This is a genomic window from Ekhidna sp. (assembly GCF_039940915.1).
Lineage (GTDB): Bacteria > Bacteroidota > Bacteroidia > Cytophagales > Cyclobacteriaceae > Ekhidna.
The window spans coordinates 1,602,472-1,620,952 of the sequence record NZ_JBDVFO010000002.1 but is presented as its reverse complement, the minus strand read 5'-3'; the positions used below and the strand labels follow the sequence as shown (position 1 = coordinate 1,620,952).

The following is an 18,481-nucleotide window of genomic DNA, read 5'->3' as shown; positions in this document are numbered from 1 at the left end:
CACTAAAACTTCTCTTCTTAGCTTTATCCACCATGAATCACTATGAAGTATTGGAAGTACGGGCCACTTCCTCTCAATCTGAAATTAAGGGGGCATACAGAAAGCTCGTTAAGCGATTTCATCCGGACATTAACCCCAGCCCGGCAGCTGCAGGTCGGATGATTCTAATCAATGAAGCCTATGAGGTGCTTTCAAATCATACTACTAGAAGCTTATACGATCAGTACCTGAAAGGAGTGCCAGTCAAGACGGATATTCAGGAGAATCCAAGAGCGCAGAGGTATAGAGAAGAATATTTGACAAGAAAAGCTCGAAAAGAAAGAGAGCACATCATTTTCCTGGTCAAATTAAAAACTCGCTTTTATCGATATGAGCGGCTGGCCAACATGCTATTCTTTGCCATGGCGATCTTGATGACCATCGACTATTATTTTCAGCCCAATCAGCAAGTGGAGATTGTAAGCGAGATTTCTAATAGCAGATTTCAGACAAAAATTTTGACAGAAAAAAATGCTCGAATTTTAACTTCAGAAAGATTTTTTCATGAGTATTCTGATCGAGGGAGAAATCAAATTTTAGTTAAATACTCATTGTTTTTTAATATTCCTGCGAAAATCCAAGTCATCGATAGTGATGAAGATTTTATTGTTAATGGATCGATTTATACATATCGAAATGTGTTTTCAATCATTATTCTTTTCTTTTCAGCTATTGTGGTCAAGAATAAAGAGTATACGGATTTTCGCCTTTCATGCGGTTTGGTTCCTTGTTTCTTTATTCTTTTTATCATCCTTTTTATTATAACTGAGATTTGATCATTCTTGCCGGACAAAAACAAACCCCATCTTTTTATCTCCAGCTGAAATAACAGCGGTTAACTGATCACCTTCAAGCTCGTATGTTATTTTCTTTGGAAAATCATGCTCAGGATTTTCACTCACAAAACCAGTTTTAGAGGTAGAAGTGATTTTAAAATAAGTAGGAGACGCGTTGCTACTCACATTGGCAACATAGTAGAAATCAGCATCTTTTTTCACAATACTTAAGGACTCTACAAATGTGGTGTCTGCGCCCTTCATGGATACTCCTGATCCTGAGAAGCCTTCTTTTGTTTTTTCCCAGACTTCAAATGCGGATGTGCCTGGCTTTACGTTTTGTCGCTCCCATTTACCTTGAATCCACTTGAAATCTTTCATAGACTGTGAGAGCGCGAATTGAGATAGAAATAGTCCTGTGGCTAATAGTATTGCTTTTTTCATCGTTTTTTAGACAATGATAGCGTCGTAAATACTTTAGGTATTGTAAAAAACCGACACTTATTTTTTTAAAAAGAAATTGGCCAAATTGACTTCATCAAATCCATAGTTGGAAGGCTCCTCTCCAGTAAACTCTTTGAAATTTTTTATAAAATGAGACTGGTCAAAATAGCCAGACTGGAGTGCGGTTCTGATCCAGGAGTCATTGTGATCTTTCATCACCTCGAAAATGTAATTGAAGCGAATTATCCGACAGTAAAACTTAGGTGTAAGTCCAACCACTTTTTTAAAAAGTCGCTCCAACTGGCGCGTGCTTAAGCACACATTACTGGCCATTTGATCAATGTCAATCATGCCATGTGTGGCAAAAATATCAGCAATGCAGTGCCTCACAACACCTTGAGGGTGAAGATTTTGAAGCTGACTCTCCAGCCATTTTTCAGCCATTCCAACGCGAGATTCGATTGAATCGCCAGCCTTAATTGCTTCTAGTTGCACAAGTTCGGATGCGATGATCTCATCAAGTGCAATTACACGGTCTGTTAAACTTGATACATCTTTTTGGAATAATTCAAAGAAGGCTGCTGGGTGAAGTTTAATGCCAATCATTCCAGATTTCCCCGTATTCTCAAGAAAGAAGAACCTTCTGATTTGACTTGAAAATAGCAACAAGGATTGTTCTTCCCATCTTCCGGCAAGATTGATTCGGTAGGGACTCCTGTAGTGGATGATGATTTCACTGTATCCGTCTGGAATAATTTTCTGCTGCGTAATTGTGGAATCTTCACTCTCAAACACCCAGTATTCTTTCACCAAGTCCTTTAGTAAATCGGATGGGCCAAAGCTTTCGTAATGCATGATGCAAACTAGGAATTTTTGAATAGGTGCGGGAGACCAACTGATTAAAAAATTCGCAGCTTATTAAACTTTTCATCATTTTTATTCGTATTGTTGATATGTCAATAATTAATAAGTTAATAAAATGATTAAATCAATTTTTTTCCTTTTAGGAATGAGTCTGTTTGCGGTAGCTGCAGCACAGACACAAAATGAAATTAAGAAAGCGGTTACCAGCTATGCAAGAGCCGGAGATCAACAGGATGTGTCTGCATTGAAATCTTTGCTTCATGATCAGCATAGATTGATATGGCACGATGGGACAAAAGCACCATTTATCTTAGATAAAATGGGTTACATCTCTAAAATAGAAGCAAAAGAATGGGGAGGAGATGCACGGAAAATAACCATTGAAGCAGTTGAAAACTTTGATGGTGTAAATGCGACAGTAAAAGCCATACTAGATGGGAAGAAGTCGCAGATGAGGTCTATTTTTTCTTTGATCAAAATTGACGGAGAATGGAAAATAATAGAAGAGCTGGTGAATGCAACTTTTAAGGGTTGATACTTAACTTGTAGAAAAATTGACGCAATGAGTGAAATTGATAAGCCAATAAATGAAGTCTATTTCTTTTGGATGGATAGGACCATGAAAGCATGGAAAAAAGCCTCCAACCAATTGTTTAGAGATCTTGGAATCAACATCACTTCAGATCAATGGATCATCCTAAAAAGGTTGAGCGAAGAGCAGGCATTGACGCAAAGGGAACTAGCTAAATCTATTTCAAAAGATCCGGCATCAGTGACAAGAATTCTTGACCTGTTGGAAAAGGAAAAGCTTATTGCACGTGTAATGGCTGATCGAAGATCATTCACTATCAACTTAACTCAAGAAGGCGAGAAACTTGTGAAAAAGGTGCTTCCGGAGGCAGTCAAATACCGTGAAAAAGGAATAGAAGGGGTGTCGGGGGAAGAGATGAGAACTTTCCGCAAAGTATTGGATAGGATAAGAGATAATTTCAGTTCATAATTTTTTATCCATTAAATGATATATCAATAATTGATAATGAAACATTTAATTTTATTTTCATTGCTATTTATGATTTCTTCAACAAAAAAATTGGAGACTGAAGGTTTTGTATTGGAATGGACTCACTATAAACATCATATCCAAGTCAGCATCTCGGCCCCATCCACAGGATGGGTTGCCGTGGGCTTTACTACTGAATCCAGCATTGTTAATACTAACCTGATTCAGGGATATGTTTCAGATGGCGAGGTATTCGTACAGGATCAGTTTGTGACAGATTTGGGTGAGCATCCCCCAGTCGAAGCACTAGCAGTAGCTCCTCGAATCTTTGATATTAGTGGCGGGGAGAACAAAGGGTCAACCACTTTAAACTTTAGTATTTACACAAAAAAAGTGGACAACCTTCATTACGAACTGGCTGAGGGGAATAAGATCAACGTTTGGCTAGCTTATAGCGAGTCGGATGATTTTGACCATCATTCCAGAAAGCGGATACTTCGACAGATTACGCTTTAGCTATTTACAGCGATTGATTTTTTCACCCAGTCTATCAATTCGTCTGATCGAAAAATACTATCCGGGATTGCATAATGGGGCATTTTACCATGCTTTGAGCTCCCCATTTTTATATACTCCTGTTCGAGATCATTGTCTACCTTGAGAGCTATACCGCCTTTTGAGTCCACCATTCCAAACATTTGACCCTCGTGGAAAAAGCCATGACCGCCAAACATTTTCTTAGATGTTACCCCCTTTATTACAACGAGTTTTTCAAGAAACAGCTCAGCCGTAAGCTGTGCATCATTGGTGTGTTTATCTCCTTTCAGCCCCATAGTTTTCCTTAAGACGATCAAAGCAAACAGAATTAGACTATTTCATATCGAGAAATACACCAAGAGAATACGATGGAGCAGCGAAAATGTTGGAAGCGCTTAGAACGGTAGCTGTTGATGCAGATACTCCTATTTTATCTGTGATGTATCCGGCGATTTCGGTAGTATATGCGACATATTCTGTGTTATTGGCAAAGATTGTAGCTCCATCACTTAGTGCAGTTGATTCTGCCCCATTGCCAAGTGATTCTACAACATCAAGTCGGAGAATTGCCCAAATCTTGTTATTAAGGAATCCTCCACCAACTTCTGCGCCAATCCTCATCTCATCGGAGAAGTTTTCACTGCGATTGTTATAGGCAGTGTACACATTGGCGTAGGCATTTACTGATCCTAACTGAAAGGACTTGCTCAGATCGAGTCGCATCATTTGATTGAATTCGCCATCTCCTGTTTGAAGGCTTCCATCACTACCACCAGCTTCTTCTCCAAGCGGTAGTCCTAACAGGAGAGTACCGGCAAGCACGAATTTGCTTCCTGCCTTGCTGATACGATATTTAAGCGCTACATCAGTATCGCCAATTCCCGTCACGGATTCATTTGCATTTGCTGACTTGCTGTAGGGAAGATTTACAATAGCAGTAAATCGGTCAGTCACTCCATATTCTGCAAATATCGAAGTATTAAAAATCCCTTCTTTTACGGAAGCAGCGGTGTTGCCATTGAAGGTGTATTGCTTGGCAGCATTGACCCACCAGTGCGAAACTTTATAGTAGCCTGTCCCTTTTTGTTTGGTCCAGCCTCCTCCTGCTAGCGCAAGCGAGGATATAAAAAGTGTGATCGTAAGTGATAGAAAAAGTCGTTTCATAGTTTTTATTTAGATACTGAAATACTATCGTTTCCGAGCAAAATAGGTTGGTTAAAACGTCCATCTTCTTCTCTGTTTTCAAGGTTAAGGACGCCTCGCGGACAAACCGACGAACAAACTCCACATCCAACACAAGAAGAGCGAACAATGTTTTGGCCTTTCTGCGCATACGCTCTTACATCAATCCCCATTTCACAGTAAGTAGAGCAATTGCCGCATGAGATACATTGACCACCATTGGTGGTAATTCGAAACTTCGATTTAAACCGCTGAACCAACCCAAGATATGCTGCAAGAGGGCAACCAAATCGACACCAAACGCGATTTCCCATCAAAGGATAAAATCCTGTACCCACTACTCCTGAGAATATAGAGCCAATCATAAATCCATATACTGTACGGATGTTTCCGCTGGAGAAACTGAAGTTATTGCCATCTACAGGCATATACTTAGCAAATACAGAAACTTCACTGAATATCACCGCTAAAGCGAAGAAGCCAGTGATGCTGATTGCTGTGTTTCTTACTTTTTTTCCGGTCATGGCCGGGAATTTCTTTCGGTGATAGAGATAAAGCCCTGCACCCAAAAGTATAACAATACCCATGACGGTCCATTTGCTAAATGAGACGTAGAAATCTCCCCCAAAAAAGTTGTAAATCACCATGCCTGTCATGATGATGCCAAATACAAGGACGCCATGAATAATGAACCGTTCTATTTGCCAGGCTTCCGTGGATTTGTCAGACAATTGCCTGAATGGATCACCTGCGGTTTCGGCCAGTCCGCCACATCCACATACCCATGAACAGTACCACCTTTTCCCAAAAAGATAAACAAATACGGGGACGCCTACTGCGAACAATGAAATACCCCAAACGAACATGAAAATTCCAAGACCACCTGATTGTGTTAACGTATTGATATGCCATGCATCAAAGAAGTCATAATCCAGTGGCCACATATTTTTAAAATCAAAGTATGGCTGGTTAAGTCGTACCAATATTTCGGGAATTAGGAAAGCGAAGGCCAGCTGAAAGAACATAACAGAGCAAGTTCTGAAAATCTGGTACTTGCTATGTCTATACTTGATAATCATCCGCACACCCATCACTAAAACAGCAAAAGTGTATAGGAATCCATACAGAAACCACTGACTGGAGGAGGCTGATGGGTTGATTAATTTTTGTAATGGGTCTACTGCAATGATCCAGTTGGTGATATATGCAGGAAAGAAGTAAAGCAGAATGTAAAAACCTACGAGAAGAGCTCCAGTAAGCATCCCCATCCATCCACGATTGTTTAGTGCATGATGGAAAATATGGTTGTTTTTTATTCCGGCAGGGCCTTGAAGCTTTGCCTGAGGTAATATAAACATCAAAGCACCCAAAGCGCCAACGATGTAGACAAGGAAGAAGACCAGCAATTTGTTCTCAGGAACAAACCCAGATGCAGAGGTTCTTGCTAAGGAGCCTGCATAGTCATCATAGATCACCTGATCCCACTTTTGCTCGGCTCTTGCCTGTGCATTAACTTCTTTTACCACGGCATTTATGTCGTTGACAAAAGGAATACTTAAAGCGTAATCCTTGCCGTACATCTCAGTGATAGCAGGCTTGAGTACTTCTTTATGTTCCGGCTTTACTACCAAAGAAAATGTCTCTTCAGTGAGAATAAAGCTCGACATAAAAAAACTACCCAGAAATAGTCCCAGGGAGAATAGGAATAGAATAAGTCCTGTAAATCTGATTGTTTTCATGTTATGCGAATAGTTTTTCTAAGAACCCTTTTTTTCTGACGCTAACTTGGTTGTCTGGAAATTCACCATTGAATAGCATTTGAATTTCACTTTCCCAGTGAGTAAAAAACTCAGGGTCAAAGTTTGCTTCCGGTAGATTTGCGATGACATAGTCCAGCGGTCTTTTCTCTACAAGCCACTTGTTCCAGATCTCATGCCTGTTTCTAATTCCGAAAAGATTAACACCTCTTACTTCAAGCGTTTCCTCATTGTAAATGATCTTAATACATTTTTCTTTATCTGCACATTCCCAGTAAAAGGAGCTATGACCTTCGGGGTTAACTGGTAGTACGGTTCCGTAATTTTGATATTCAATGTCGAAAAACTTGGCTGAGTTAAACCATACGCCGGGTTGATATTTAGTCTCATTGCCAGTTACCGTATGAGCAACTGTTTCTCCCATCATTCTCCCTACATACCAAACAGCTTCGATAGGTCGTCTATGCGAGGGTGGATTTCGAAGTTGCACACAGTCACCAATGGCATACACATCAGGAACACTCGTCTGGAGGTTTTCATCTACAAGTATTCCTCTGTCTGTATCTACCTTCGAATCTTTCACAAGATCAATGTTTGGGTGAACACCTACGGTGAGACCTACAAACTGACAGTCAATAACTTCCCCTGACTTGGTTTTTATTCCCTTCACCCGACCATTTCCGTCATCCAAAATTTCTTCTAACTCTGTTTCCTGTCTTAGGTCAATGCCATTTTTGGCTAAGTGTCCATCAATAAGAGTGGCTTCCTCTTCTGGGAGCATATTGCCCCAGAAATGCTCTTCTCGAATGAGATAAGTAACCGGAATATGTCTGGAATGTAACATCTCCGCCATTTCTACCCCAATCAGACCTCCACCAAGAATTACGGCTTGTTTCACATCCTTCGTATTCTCTTCCATCAGCTCCAAATCCTGATAAGCGTAAAGACCCTGCACGCCATTCAAATCTTGCCCGGGCCAGCCAAATTTGTTGGATTGACTTCCTGTCGCAAGTATGAGTTTATCATATGCCATGGATTCAGCTCCTTCCAGCTCAATTTCTTTTTTGGTGAAATCAACTGATTTGACCCAGCCTCGTTTGAGGTCTATTCTGTTTTTCGTCCAAAACCAATCTTCGTATGGTTTCGTGTTTTCGTATTTCATATGCCCCATGTAGATATACATCAGAGCAGTGCGTGAAAAAAAATGATCCGTCTCTCCTGAGATAACTGTGATTTGATCATCAGAGAGTTTTCGAATATGTCGTGCTGCTGTAATACCAGCGACACCATTTCCAATTATGACAATTCTTTGCATTTGGTAGTTTAAAAAGTCAATAATACGTTGATGCGAGATCGGTAGCTCTTAAGTTACAAAGAACCAATATCGATTGTCAAGTCATTGACATACTTTGATAAAAGAAAAGCAATTGGAAAAGAATAGCGGTAGGCTGTTAGATGCGAGTTTATCCACACGCTTTGGCAATGAGATTGAGGCATTTTGTGCATTAAGCTCTTATTGTCAATTGGTTGACAAAAAATCTTCAAACCATCACAATCTTATTTCAATTAATTACGTACAATTTAATTGGTGATTAGGTGAAATGGATGGGTTAGCGTGCAAAGGCACGTTTCTATTCGGTTAGGTTAGGTTACGATTATCCCATCCATATATTTTAGGGACCCTCCAGGGTCCCTTCTTTTTTTTATAAAAGAATCTCTTTCGGAATGTGAAGATATTCCTGCAATGACCCATTTTGTATGATTGAATGTGGTTCTCCCACAAGCATTTCCTTCCCAAAATCCATGCACCAAAATAAATCGCACGCCTTAGCTGATAATTGAATCTCATGCGTTGAAATCAAAACTCCTCTTCCCGAACTGGTGATTTTTTTAAGAAGCTCTAAAACCTCAATTTTGTTTTTGAGGTCTAAATGAGAAGTGGGCTCATCTAGAATAATTAGGTCAGTATCCTGAGCCAAAGCTCTTGCGATCATCACTTTTTGCAGCTGACCGTCACTTAACTCATACAATCTTTTTTGTACTAAGTAGTTGATTTCCATTTGAGTGATCGATTCCTCAATTTTTTCCTTATCCTCCTTTTTAAGGTTACCTAGCCAGCCAGAGTAGGGGTGTCTTCCGAGTGCAATCAGATCAAGAACCGATAGGTTCAAAGATTCTGGACGTCCAGTGAGTACTACACTTATTTTCGTGGCTAGTGATTTAGGGCTTTCAGCACTAATTTCTCTGCCAGAAAGTATGATTTGCCCTTTTAGCCTTGGCTGCAAACCGCAGATGGTGCGGATAAATGTGGACTTACCAACACCATTTTGACCTACCAAACCTACCAATTGACCAGGCATAACACATAGGTTTATATTCTTAGCAAGAACCTTATCTCTGCCATATCCTATCTCTAAATCCCTTATGTCAAGTAGCTTCATTTAGAATGAATAGTTAAGGTTTGCCTTTCTCAAAATGAGCCAGATGACAAAAGGAGCTCCAAAAAGTGAGGTTACCGCGTTTATTGGCAATGTCTCCTGCATGCCAGGAAGCTGTGCTAAAACATCAAAGATCACGAGCAAAATGCTTCCTAGAAGGATTACCAGAGGGGTAAGCAAAAGGTGATTTCCTGTATTGAACAGCATCCGTGCAATGTGAGGAACAGCCAATCCAATAAAGGCAATGGGACCGCAAAATGCAGTAACTGTTCCAGCAAGAAGGCTCGTATTTATAATGATAAGCATTCGAGCTCTCTTAAGGTTGACACCCAATGATTCTGCATAATTCTCCCCAAGCAGCAACGCATTCAAAGGTTTTGACAATAGAAAAGAGAAAACGAGTGAGATAAGAATGACGGGCATCATCACATAGATCTCTCCCCACGAGAGACTTCCTAGACTTCCGAAGGTCCAGATGACGTAAGCTTGAATGTTATCCGCCTGACTGAAATATTGAAGAATACTGACTAGCGCACTCACAGCAGATCCAAACATCAGGCCTATAATAAGCAATGAAACACCTGACCTTATTCTAAATGAGGCAATCAATACAACGGACAAAACAATGAAAGAACCAAGTCCGGCCGCACCCACTAGCAACCAGTTTCTGCCAAGTCCGGTCATTTCTATGAAGCCCCCTAGCCAAAAACCTAGAAAGATGACCAGTGCAACTCCTAATCCGGCACCTGAACTAATTCCTAGAATAAAAGGGCCGGCGAGCGGATTGCGGAAGAGCGTTTGCATTTGGAGGCCACTAATAGCCAGCGCACTACCGGCTAGCATTGTGGTAATTGTTTTTGGGATTCGAAAGTTTTGAATGATGTTAGACCACACCTCATCACCAGACAACCCCAAAAAATGATTGACAATAAACCCAAATGGAATTTGAACAGATCCCAATGAAATACTTAAAATGAAGCACCCAACTAGGATTAAGGATAGAACAAGAAAGACTATCCTCCATTTCTTTTTGGATTCATCAAGCTGAGTTTCGATCATTTTATGTTTTGAAAATATACCGTTTCATATGCTGGAAGCAATTCTGGGTGCAAGATTTTGATCAAGTCTGACAGAACCAAATCGGGTCTTGAATAGCCAGATTCAAAGAAATCATATCCTCCATTGGGTCCAATTTTCTTATTGTAATTATATACTTCTTTGTTTGTGAAAGCACTGAAAGAGGCATATCGCTGATCTTGACCCTTCATTTCATTCATGGTGTTGAGGGTGGAGGTTCCAATCCAAAAGTCAGCATCATTCCCCTTCTCATAGACGGCTTCAAAGCTGAGCTCGAGCCAACCTGAAGTGGTATCAGAATCCCATAGATATTCTCCTCCAGCGTTGTTGAAAAATGTTGCTGCCCAATTATCCCCACCAGGGAGAAACCAAGTGTCACCGTAAACCACCCCACTGAGGATAGTAGGTCTTTCCTTCGCATCTAATGCAAGTTCTTTTAATCGGTTGTATTCATCAGCTATTTCATTAAAAATTGAATCAGCCTTTGCTTCCTTGTTTAGCAAAGCCCCAAAAAATTTGATCCACTCTGCTCTACCCAATGGAGACTGTTCTAAAAAGTCAGAGTTGTAATAAACTGGAATACCTGCCTCCTGAATTTTGGCGAGTGTCTTGGATTCGCCCCCCATATCAAAAGCAATAACCGCGTCTGGATTGATCCCGAGCAGCAACTCCATGTTCATGTTGCCATCAGGCCCAAGATCTGTAAGCAGACCAGCATTGGCTCTATCAATAAAAACTTGTGAGCTTATGTAATTCAAGTTAGGAAATCCAACGACTGACTCCTCAGAGTCAAGCATGTCAAAAAAAGGAAGGTGAGAAGTAGAAGTACATACGATCCTTTTGGGAGTGCCATCCAATAAATATCGAATGGGTGTTGTTGCGTTGGGCCAAGGCTTGTCGACAACCAAATACCTTTTGTCTCCATCATTTTCAAAATGAAACCCCTTTGCAAATTGCACTTCCTCATAGGATGAAACAGAAGATTTTTCTTTTTGAGGTGCCGAACAAGCCCCTGCTAGTACGATTATTCCCAAAATAAGTCTATTCATGATTCAAAAGTAGCGCATCAACTCGGTAAGTTGTTTAGTTTTGTTCTCGACTTGGTTTCAATCCCACTTCTGTGGGTGAGAATTAAAACGGGAATTTCGTGAGGAGCCTTATAGGTTCCAATTCGAGAGCTGTCCCCGCAACTGTAAGTCTGAAGAACGTTTTGGCCATATCAAAATCCACTGTCCTTTTTTGAGGACGGGAAGGAAGCCAAAATCAGATAAGCCAGGAGACCTGCCTAGTCATTTTATTCTGCATTCCGGGAGGAGAGTGTCGAGATGTTAAACACTTGGTATTAACTAAGATGTATTGGTTTATTTCAAGGTGCATGCAAGTATTTGCTTGTTGTGTTTCCTTCATTTGTGTTGCTCAGGATTCAACTCGGGTATTGGATCAGGTGGATATTATCGGTATTGATTTATCTCGATTTTCATCTGGGACAAGCCTTAAGTCAATCAAAAAGAGTAATAGCGGTTCTCTTACGGCCATAGAGAATCAATCAACGATATACTTCAAAAACTATGGTTCGCAGCAACTTTCTACCATAAGTTTAAGAGGAACCTCAGCTTCACATACGAATGTGATTTGGAATGGGATTCCAGTTAATTCACCGACACTGGGTCAAACTGATTTTTCGGTATGGCCGCTATTTCTTACCAATCAATTGTTGATTCAGAAAGGTGGTGGAAGCTCGCTTTTTGGGAGTGGAGCAATAGGAGGAACGGTGATATTGGATAATTCAGCCATTCAAAGGGACTCCTTGCTAAACCTTTACATAGGATATGGATCTTTCGGACAAAAAGATGCAGGCTTACGACTTCATATGCAGCACAATCAATTCACTCATGAGGTTGCATTATTTGGAAGTCTTTTAGAAAATGACTTCCAACTGGCAGATGGGACAAGACAAGAGCACGCTTCGGTCAATCGCTTGGGTTTCTCAAACAGGTTGGGCTTTGAATATCAGAATGGTCAATTCTTTTCAGAAATAGCCTTTGCTAAGAATGATAGAGATATTCAGCCGACGAGAACAAGCGCATCAAGAAGTACCTTGGAAAGTCAGAACATTCGTGCGGTTTTGAATAATGAATTGCACGGCAATCTTACTCAACATTCAACACTGGGTTTTATTTCTGACCAAACTGTATTCAATGATAATTCCATAACTAAGTCTTATCGCATTGCTGCTACTCATTCGATTGAACGACCTATCCAATCGTTTCTGTTTGTCCGGCTTGGAGGTACAGGGATTCATGAATGGGCCAAGTCAGACAATTTTGAGGGAATAGAAAAGCAAACGCAAGGCCACTTGTTTGCTTCAGGGACAGTTTTCAATGCTATTGGAAGTGTTACTGTCAATTTACGCCAGGCATTTTATAGAAAGGATGTCGTCTTCATTCCTTCACTCGGATTGGAAACCGCGGCACTAGGGATCGGTAGTTTTCAATTCAATTTCAAAGGTCAGGTGAGCAGGGATTATAGAGCTCCTACTTTCAATGATTTATTCTGGAGACCAGGTGGGAATCCAAACCTACAGCCGGAGCGAAGCATGAATTATGAGCTTGGCTTGGAGGTAGGAAGTGCTAGCCAAAAGCTAGAGATTACAGGCTTTACTTCAGAGATAAGCAACTGGATTCAATGGACACCAACAGACGGAATTTGGTCTCCGCAAAATATAAGAGAAGTACGGACGAAGGGAATTGAGATCACCTTAAATTCTAACCATTCGATTCGAGATCTCAAGCTTTCAATAAATTCAGAATACAGCTACATACGATCTACAGATAAGGGTCTAGCCGAGGGAAACCAGCTTCCATATGTACCCAAACATTCAGCTATGGCCTCAGCGACCCTTATCTATTTTCAATCAAGCATCGAGTTCATTACAAACTACACCGGAAGAAGATTTACTACGCTTTCTAATTCTCGTGCAAATAGAATCGACGATTTCTTTTTGATGGAAATGCGATTGACCCGAACAATTTCATGGGGATCAGCACTGATCAAAGCAGCGATCAACGTGCAAAATATTGCTGACGTGAATTATGAAAACTTAAAAAATACTGCAATGCCTGGAAGGGCATTTTTAATTGAATTAACAACTAAACTTTAAACAATGAATCAATCTTTAATCAAAAAACTAGTCTTTGCATTAATTGTTGGACTGTTTTATTCCTGTAATGACGATGATGGTTCTCCAATTCCGTTGGGCGAATATGACTTTGGAGCATTCATTATTAATGAAGGTAATTTTACGGAAGGAGATGCATCAATTTCCTATTACGGCTATACCACAGCAGAGACGCAACTCAATGTTTTTAAGGGGATAAATAACCTTGCGCTAGGTGACGTAGCTCAATCTGGATATGCATATGATACGTTGCTTTTTGTTGTTGTAAACAATAGCAACAAAGTGGAAGTTATGCACAGATATACAATGGAAAGCCTCTATACAATCGAAGCGGCATTGCCTCGCTATATGACAGTTGCGGGTACTAAAGGATACCTGACCGAGTGGGTAAGCTTTTCAGATGCCGGAAGATTATCGATTGTTGACTTAACGACGGGAAAAATAGACGCTTCAATTACAGTTGGCTTTGGTGCTGAAGACGTTGAGGTCATCAGTAATAGAGCATACGTGTCAAATAGTTTTGAAAGCACCATATCTGTGGTGGATCTGACAAACAATGAAGTAGTTGGGACTATATCAATGCCATCACCATCCCCGGCTCAGATGGATATTGATATAAATGGAGACCTCTGGGTTGCTTGCAAAGGGGGATTTGATGCAAATTTTTCTCCAACGAACGACGGAGCGATTTTTAAAGTAGATCTTGGAACCAATGAGGTAACAGGTTCAATAGAATTTAATGCCAATGTCTCTGGTAAGCTCGCATTCAACCTTCTGAAAGATGAAGTTTATTTCTATGTTGAAAATAATGTCTTTACAAGAAATGTAAATAGCACTTCGACATCCACAGAGCCACTTATTGCGGGAGAGGATTTCACCTCTCTCTATGGAATTGGAGTAAACCCTGACACGGGTGAAATCTATTTGGCGGATTCAAAAAATTTCGTTGAGGATGGAGAAGTCTTTCGGTACAGCTCAAACGGAACTTTCCTATCTTCCTTTACAGTAGGAAGAGGGCCTAATGGGTTTGTTTTTAACTAAATAGTTCTTCCACCGCTTTGCGAACAGAAATTTTCTGGGAGGAGATTAGCTCCTCCCTTTCCTTAATTTTTTCCTTGATGTCTTTTTTAGCATAAAAACTGTCTTCCAGTCGAGCATGTATACGCTCATGAAACCATTTGAGAACCTGGCGCTTTCGATTTTCAATAAACCATCCATTAGATCTGGAATGTTGCTCATAACGCTCAATTTCTTTCCAAACTTGATCTATTCCGGTCTTTTCCAGAGCGGAGCATAAACTAACTGGGACGACCCAATCAGCTTCGTTAGCAGGGAAAAGATGAACTGCATTTTTATAATCTTCCTTTGCTCTTCTTGCGGCTTTCACATTGTCCTCGTCAGCTTTATTGATCAGAATGTGATCAGCCATCTCCATGATGCCACGCTTAATACCCTGAAGTTCGTCACCACCACCAGCAAGCATGAGTAATAAGAAGTAATCAACCATGTCTTTTACAACTGTCTCACTTTGTCCGACACCTACAGTCTCAATAATTATTACATCAAAACCAGCTGCTTCACATAAAAGGATGGTCTCCCTCGTACTAGAAGCGACTCCTCCAAGATTAGATCCAGAAGCTGATGGTCTGATGTAGGCATTAGCGTCTTTGGATAGCTCATCCATTCTTGTTTTATCACCAAGAATGCTTCCCTTGGTGCGATTGCTGCTGGGATCAACTGAAAGAACCGCAACTTTCTTACCCAGCGCCGTTAGCATTTTTCCGAAAGCTTCAATGAATGTACTTTTCCCTACACCTGGAACCCCAGTAATTCCAATTCTAAGTGTTTTTTGCGATTCAGTTAGGATTTTGTCTATTAGTTCAGCACTAAGCCTCCTATCATCAGCTCTTTTACTTTCTACAAGTGTAATAGCCCTGCTAAGAAAACCCCTGTTTCCTTGCAATAGACCCTTTATTAAGTCTTGTAGATGAATATCAGGTGTTCGCCGAAAAGTTGAATCCATAAGACGAGTATTAAAGTTTTTATTGAGTAATTTTAAGAAAAAATTGAATTCTTCTAATACAACAATTGTGATCGTTAATGATAAATGCTTTAATTGCATATATAATCTTAACTAACTAACTCACCAACGAATAGACAATGTTTAGAAGATTCTGGCGGGATGTAATCCTGGGCACATTTTTTATCATAGGCTTAATGGTCTTTATAGGATCAGTATCAGCCTTCAAGGTCTTTGACATGTTTGATCCAATTGGAGACGCCTTTGCGGATATGGAGTTTACGGACATCTATTTTTCGCAATTGCTCGATGATCCTATAGCTGATGAGAACGTAGTTCTTGTAAACATGGGATTGGAGTCAAGAGCAGGCATTGCCATGATGATCGACTCAATTAGTAAGCGAAATCCGGCTGTTATAGGCGTGGACTCATTCTTTGATTATCCAAAGGAAGACACTCTAGCCGATATGATGTTGATGGATGCTTTAAGCAGAGTCGAAAATTTAGTCATGGTGTCCAAAGTATTGTACAATCCGGAGACTGATGAATTGGATTCAGTTCATTATTCCTGGCCTTGGTTTACGTTCAATTCGGAACCAGCCTTCGCAAATCTTTTAACAGATGCGGGAGTACAGGAAGATTTGAAGATGTGTAGAGAGTTTAATCCTACATTGACCACATCTGATTCGGTAGTGCATCATTCTTTGGCAGTTAAGCTTGCTTCTTATGTAGTACCGGAAAAGACAAAGAAATTTGTGGATAGAGGAAACGAAGTTGAGGTAATCAACTACAGAGGAAATGTACTGGACTATGGAGCAACAAAATTTGGAAATAAATACTATGCACTGGATGTGGGGGATGTTTTTGGTAGTAACTACACAGATGACATTATTGAAGGTAAAGTTGTTATTTTCTGTTTTTTAGGTGAATATCTGGGCGATAGAGAAAATTTTGAAGATAAGTTTTTCACACCATTGAACGAAGTATACATCGGAAGGGCTTTCCCAGACATGTATGGAGGTGTTATTCACGCCAACATTGTATCAATGATCATGAATGAAGATTACATTTTTTATCTGAAGGATTGGCAGAAGTATTTGGTTGCTTTTATAGGACTTTTTCTAAATATCATGATTTTTTCATGGATTTATAAAAAACTTCCAAAATGGTACGATGGTATCACAAAGGTTATTCAGGTAATTGAGTTTGTAGGGTTAATTTATCTCATGGTTTATTTCATGGATTTTTATAGCCTGAAATTGGATCTTACATTTTTACTGTTTGCAGTGGCTCTTTCAGGAGATGGACTGGAAGTATTTTATGGAGTGGTTAAGAATTCACTCTCTAGAGAAGGAAGAAAAGAATTATTTAAAGTATCACGATTATAAATTTTTAGAACGTCAATTATTATTGGAATTATTATGAGAAAGTTTGTTTCTATCGCTATGACTATAATGTTTGTTTTTGCTGTTGGTGTTGCCAATGGACAAGGGTACACATTTAGAGTGTTGGCCAATAAGGGCCAAAATAAAGTTAAAAAGGAAGGGGCTGCTGCAGCTGTAGCGCTCAAAACCGGAGCTACCCTTAGTGACGGTGATCAGTTGATTGCCTCTCAAGGAGCGTACATCGGGTTAATGCACAAGTCTGGAAAGACTTTGGAAGTAAGAACACCGGGAACGAAAAAAGTCGCAGATTTAGCTAAACTGGTAAATACCAAGTCGGCTAGCGTATCTAGTAGGTATGCGAAATTTCTAGCGAATAAAATGAATGAGAAAGAACAGCCTAATTATAGAGCTAGATTAAATGCAACTGGAGCTGTTTCCAGAGCACTTGCAGGTGATGAGCAGATTCAAGTGTTGATTCCTGCTGAGGATGCTAGCGTTTTAGGTGACAAGGCCATCCTTAATTGGGATACACCGGAAGGAATGGAAGAGAATACATTCATTGTGACAGTGAAAAATATCTTTGATGAGGAAATCATGAAAGAAGAAGTAACTGGGAATAGAGTAGTGCTTGATTTCACAGCTGGGCAAATGCAAAATGAGGAAGGCCTTTGGATTATCAACGTGAAAGCAAAAGAAAATCAGGATGTTTCTTCAGGAGACATTGCTATCAAGCGGCCAGAAAATCCAGATCAATACGCTGAAGGGCTTAGTAGCCTAAAAGCTGAGGTTGATGAGGATAGTCCGCTCAACAAGGTGATATATGCATCTTTCTACGAGGAGAATGGATTAATTGTGGATGCTTTAACGGCTATAGATGAAGCAATCCAGATGAATCCAGATGTGGAAGATTTTAAAATAATTAAGAAAGATATCATCGAAAGAAATGGTATCAAAGTTTACAAGGAGACTGAATAAGTCTTAGATAGAAACCAATTTTCGAACCCTGATCTGGTCAAGATCAGGGTTTTTTATTGTGCTTGAGCCAATTGTCCTTTCGCTATTGAAAAGTGTGAATGGCAGTACTTTAAACTGCTGAAGAACTTGTAATACATTTGCCTCATGAATTCTTTCTTGGGGATTCCACCGGCCTTAAGCGCTTTGCCATGACCAAACCAAATGGCATGAATAGTACCAAAAAAAAGAATCCCGTACCAGCCAATACTAAGTGCCTTACTGTAAAAACTCTTGGTTTGAAAGATTTGGTAAAGTCGTTCATTCTGGAATTTGATATGATGTGCTTCATCTATTAAGATATCCTGACAGATTTCTTTTAGCAACGTACAATTAGTTGCATCTTTCAAAGCCTGGTAAAATATTTGAGCTGCACTCTCCACAATAATTACAGCTATCGTCCACAGCTCCATACTTGTGTTGAAGTACCTGATTTTTCTAAATAGTGTATCTCCCCAGTCTTTCTGACTTCTCTTTTCTCCAATCAGATCAATATACCTTCCAAGGTTGTTCCCATGTTTTTGTTCTTCCTTGATAAACAGCTCTACTGCATGGGTATAATCTGGGTCATTGATTTTGCTCGCGTATTTTCTAGCTGCAGCTAAAAGATGGGCTCCATCGCTTGTTTCACCCAGCTGCCATGCTTTAAGTGAGTATAGAATTTTCTTTTTTTCATCTTCAGAGATAGAAGGTTGACTTTTCCAGCCAACTCGCTTTACCAGGAGGTTTTTTTCAAAATGATTTTTCCAGAAAAATGAACTATGAATCATAGG

The 18,481-nt window shown here is 40.0% G+C and carries 19 protein-coding genes and 1 riboswitch; of the genes, 8 read left to right on the top strand and 11 right to left on the bottom strand.

Annotated features, from left to right (window positions below):
• Window positions 1-32 precede the first annotated feature (32 nt).
• Window positions 33-815 (top strand): J domain-containing protein, encoded by a 783-nt coding sequence (locus ABJF57_RS12235; RefSeq protein WP_462229431.1) that lies wholly within the window; start codon window positions 33-35, stop codon window positions 813-815.
• Here ABJF57_RS12235 and ABJF57_RS12230 read toward each other — a convergent pair whose 3' ends face one another.
• On the bottom strand, window positions 816-1,259 hold the full coding sequence (locus ABJF57_RS12230) for a DUF6265 family protein (protein ID WP_462229429.1): 444 nt from the start codon (window positions 1,257-1,259) through the stop codon (window positions 816-818).
• 57 nt (window positions 1,260-1,316) lie between these two features.
• A complete protein-coding gene (locus ABJF57_RS12225) occupies window positions 1,317-2,114 on the bottom strand; it encodes a DUF6597 domain-containing transcriptional factor (RefSeq protein WP_462229427.1) in 798 nt (265 codons plus the stop codon).
• A 124-nt stretch (window positions 2,115-2,238) separates the two neighbouring features.
• On the opposite strand from ABJF57_RS12225, the gene ABJF57_RS12220 reads away from it, so the two are divergent.
• The 3 genes from ABJF57_RS12220 to ABJF57_RS12210 are packed head-to-tail and all read left to right on the top strand — an operon-like array spanning window position 2,239 to window position 3,639.
• Complete coding sequence (locus ABJF57_RS12220; protein ID WP_462229425.1) at window positions 2,239-2,658, top strand: nuclear transport factor 2 family protein; 420 nt, start codon at window positions 2,239-2,241, stop codon at window positions 2,656-2,658.
• A 27-nt stretch (window positions 2,659-2,685) separates the two neighbouring features.
• Window positions 2,686-3,123 (top strand): MarR family winged helix-turn-helix transcriptional regulator, encoded by a 438-nt coding sequence (locus ABJF57_RS12215; protein ID WP_462229423.1) that lies wholly within the window; start codon window positions 2,686-2,688, stop codon window positions 3,121-3,123.
• Window positions 3,124-3,159: 36 nt separating this feature from the next.
• Entirely contained in the window at window positions 3,160-3,639 is a 480-nt protein-coding gene (locus ABJF57_RS12210; RefSeq protein WP_462229422.1) for a DOMON domain-containing protein, read from the top strand.
• On the opposite strand, the gene ABJF57_RS12205 is transcribed toward ABJF57_RS12210, so the two are convergent.
• The 7 genes from ABJF57_RS12205 to ABJF57_RS12175 form a co-directional block, all read right to left on the bottom strand.
• The gene (locus ABJF57_RS12205; protein WP_462229420.1) at window positions 3,636-3,956 is read right to left on the bottom strand and encodes a TfoX/Sxy family protein; all 321 of its coding nucleotides are present in this window, start codon (window positions 3,954-3,956) and stop codon (window positions 3,636-3,638) included. The genes ABJF57_RS12210 and ABJF57_RS12205 overlap by 4 nt on opposite strands.
• A gap of 37 nt (window positions 3,957-3,993) precedes the next feature.
• The gene (locus ABJF57_RS12200) at window positions 3,994-4,824 is read right to left on the bottom strand and encodes a hypothetical protein (protein ID WP_462229418.1); all 831 of its coding nucleotides are present in this window, start codon (window positions 4,822-4,824) and stop codon (window positions 3,994-3,996) included.
• A gap of 5 nt (window positions 4,825-4,829) precedes the next feature.
• Window positions 4,830-6,581 carry a 4Fe-4S binding protein gene (locus tag ABJF57_RS12195; RefSeq protein WP_462229416.1) on the bottom strand — a complete coding sequence of 584 codons (1,752 nt, stop codon included), beginning with the start codon at window positions 6,579-6,581 and terminating at the stop codon, window positions 4,830-4,832.
• 1 nt (window position 6,582) lies between these two features.
• Window positions 6,583-7,914 (bottom strand): NAD(P)/FAD-dependent oxidoreductase, encoded by a 1,332-nt coding sequence (locus ABJF57_RS12190; RefSeq protein ID WP_462229414.1) that lies wholly within the window; start codon window positions 7,912-7,914, stop codon window positions 6,583-6,585.
• Between the two features lie 388 nt (window positions 7,915-8,302).
• Window positions 8,303-9,040, bottom strand: a complete 738-nt coding sequence (locus ABJF57_RS12185; RefSeq protein ID WP_462229412.1) for an ABC transporter ATP-binding protein — start codon at window positions 9,038-9,040, stop codon at window positions 8,303-8,305.
• Window positions 9,041-10,096 carry an iron chelate uptake ABC transporter family permease subunit gene (locus ABJF57_RS12180; protein WP_462229410.1) on the bottom strand — a complete coding sequence of 352 codons (1,056 nt, stop codon included), beginning with the start codon at window positions 10,094-10,096 and terminating at the stop codon, window positions 9,041-9,043. It lies immediately after the preceding gene.
• Window positions 10,093-11,163: an ABC transporter substrate-binding protein gene (locus ABJF57_RS12175; protein ID WP_462229408.1), complete on the bottom strand. Its 1,071-nt coding sequence runs from the start codon at window positions 11,161-11,163 to the stop codon at window positions 10,093-10,095. The genes ABJF57_RS12180 and ABJF57_RS12175 overlap by 4 nt, the downstream gene beginning before the upstream one ends.
• 35 nt (window positions 11,164-11,198) lie before the next feature.
• A riboswitch (cobalamin riboswitch) is annotated at window positions 11,199-11,417 on the top strand.
• 72 nt (window positions 11,418-11,489) lie between these two features.
• Here ABJF57_RS12175 and ABJF57_RS12170 point away from each other — a divergent pair.
• Both ABJF57_RS12170 and ABJF57_RS12165 read left to right on the top strand, forming a co-directional pair.
• On the top strand, window positions 11,490-13,274 hold the full coding sequence (locus ABJF57_RS12170; protein WP_462229406.1) for a TonB-dependent receptor plug domain-containing protein: 1,785 nt from the start codon (window positions 11,490-11,492) through the stop codon (window positions 13,272-13,274).
• A 3-nt stretch (window positions 13,275-13,277) separates the two neighbouring features.
• Window positions 13,278-14,333 (top strand): YncE family protein, encoded by a 1,056-nt coding sequence (locus tag ABJF57_RS12165; RefSeq protein WP_462229404.1) that lies wholly within the window; start codon window positions 13,278-13,280, stop codon window positions 14,331-14,333.
• Here ABJF57_RS12165 and meaB read toward each other — a convergent pair.
• On the bottom strand, window positions 14,326-15,315 hold the full coding sequence (gene meaB / locus ABJF57_RS12160) for a methylmalonyl Co-A mutase-associated GTPase MeaB (RefSeq protein ID WP_462229402.1): 990 nt from the start codon (window positions 15,313-15,315) through the stop codon (window positions 14,326-14,328). The two genes, ABJF57_RS12165 and meaB, sit on opposite strands and share 8 nt — an antisense overlap.
• Window positions 15,316-15,452: 137 nt before the next feature.
• Here meaB and ABJF57_RS12155 point away from each other — a divergent pair, with 137 nt between their 5' ends.
• Window positions 15,453-16,700: a CHASE2 domain-containing protein gene (locus ABJF57_RS12155; protein ID WP_462229400.1), complete on the top strand. Its 1,248-nt coding sequence runs from the start codon at window positions 15,453-15,455 to the stop codon at window positions 16,698-16,700.
• Between the two features lie 33 nt (window positions 16,701-16,733).
• Window positions 16,734-17,672 carry a hypothetical protein gene (locus ABJF57_RS12150; protein WP_462229398.1) on the top strand — a complete coding sequence of 313 codons (939 nt, stop codon included), beginning with the start codon at window positions 16,734-16,736 and terminating at the stop codon, window positions 17,670-17,672.
• 53 nt (window positions 17,673-17,725) lie between these two features.
• Here the strand turns inward: ABJF57_RS12150 and ABJF57_RS12145 are convergent, their stop codons facing one another.
• A complete protein-coding gene (locus ABJF57_RS12145) occupies window positions 17,726-18,478 on the bottom strand; it encodes a ferritin-like domain-containing protein (RefSeq protein ID WP_462229396.1) in 753 nt (250 codons plus the stop codon).
• Window positions 18,479-18,481: the final 3 nt, after the last annotated feature.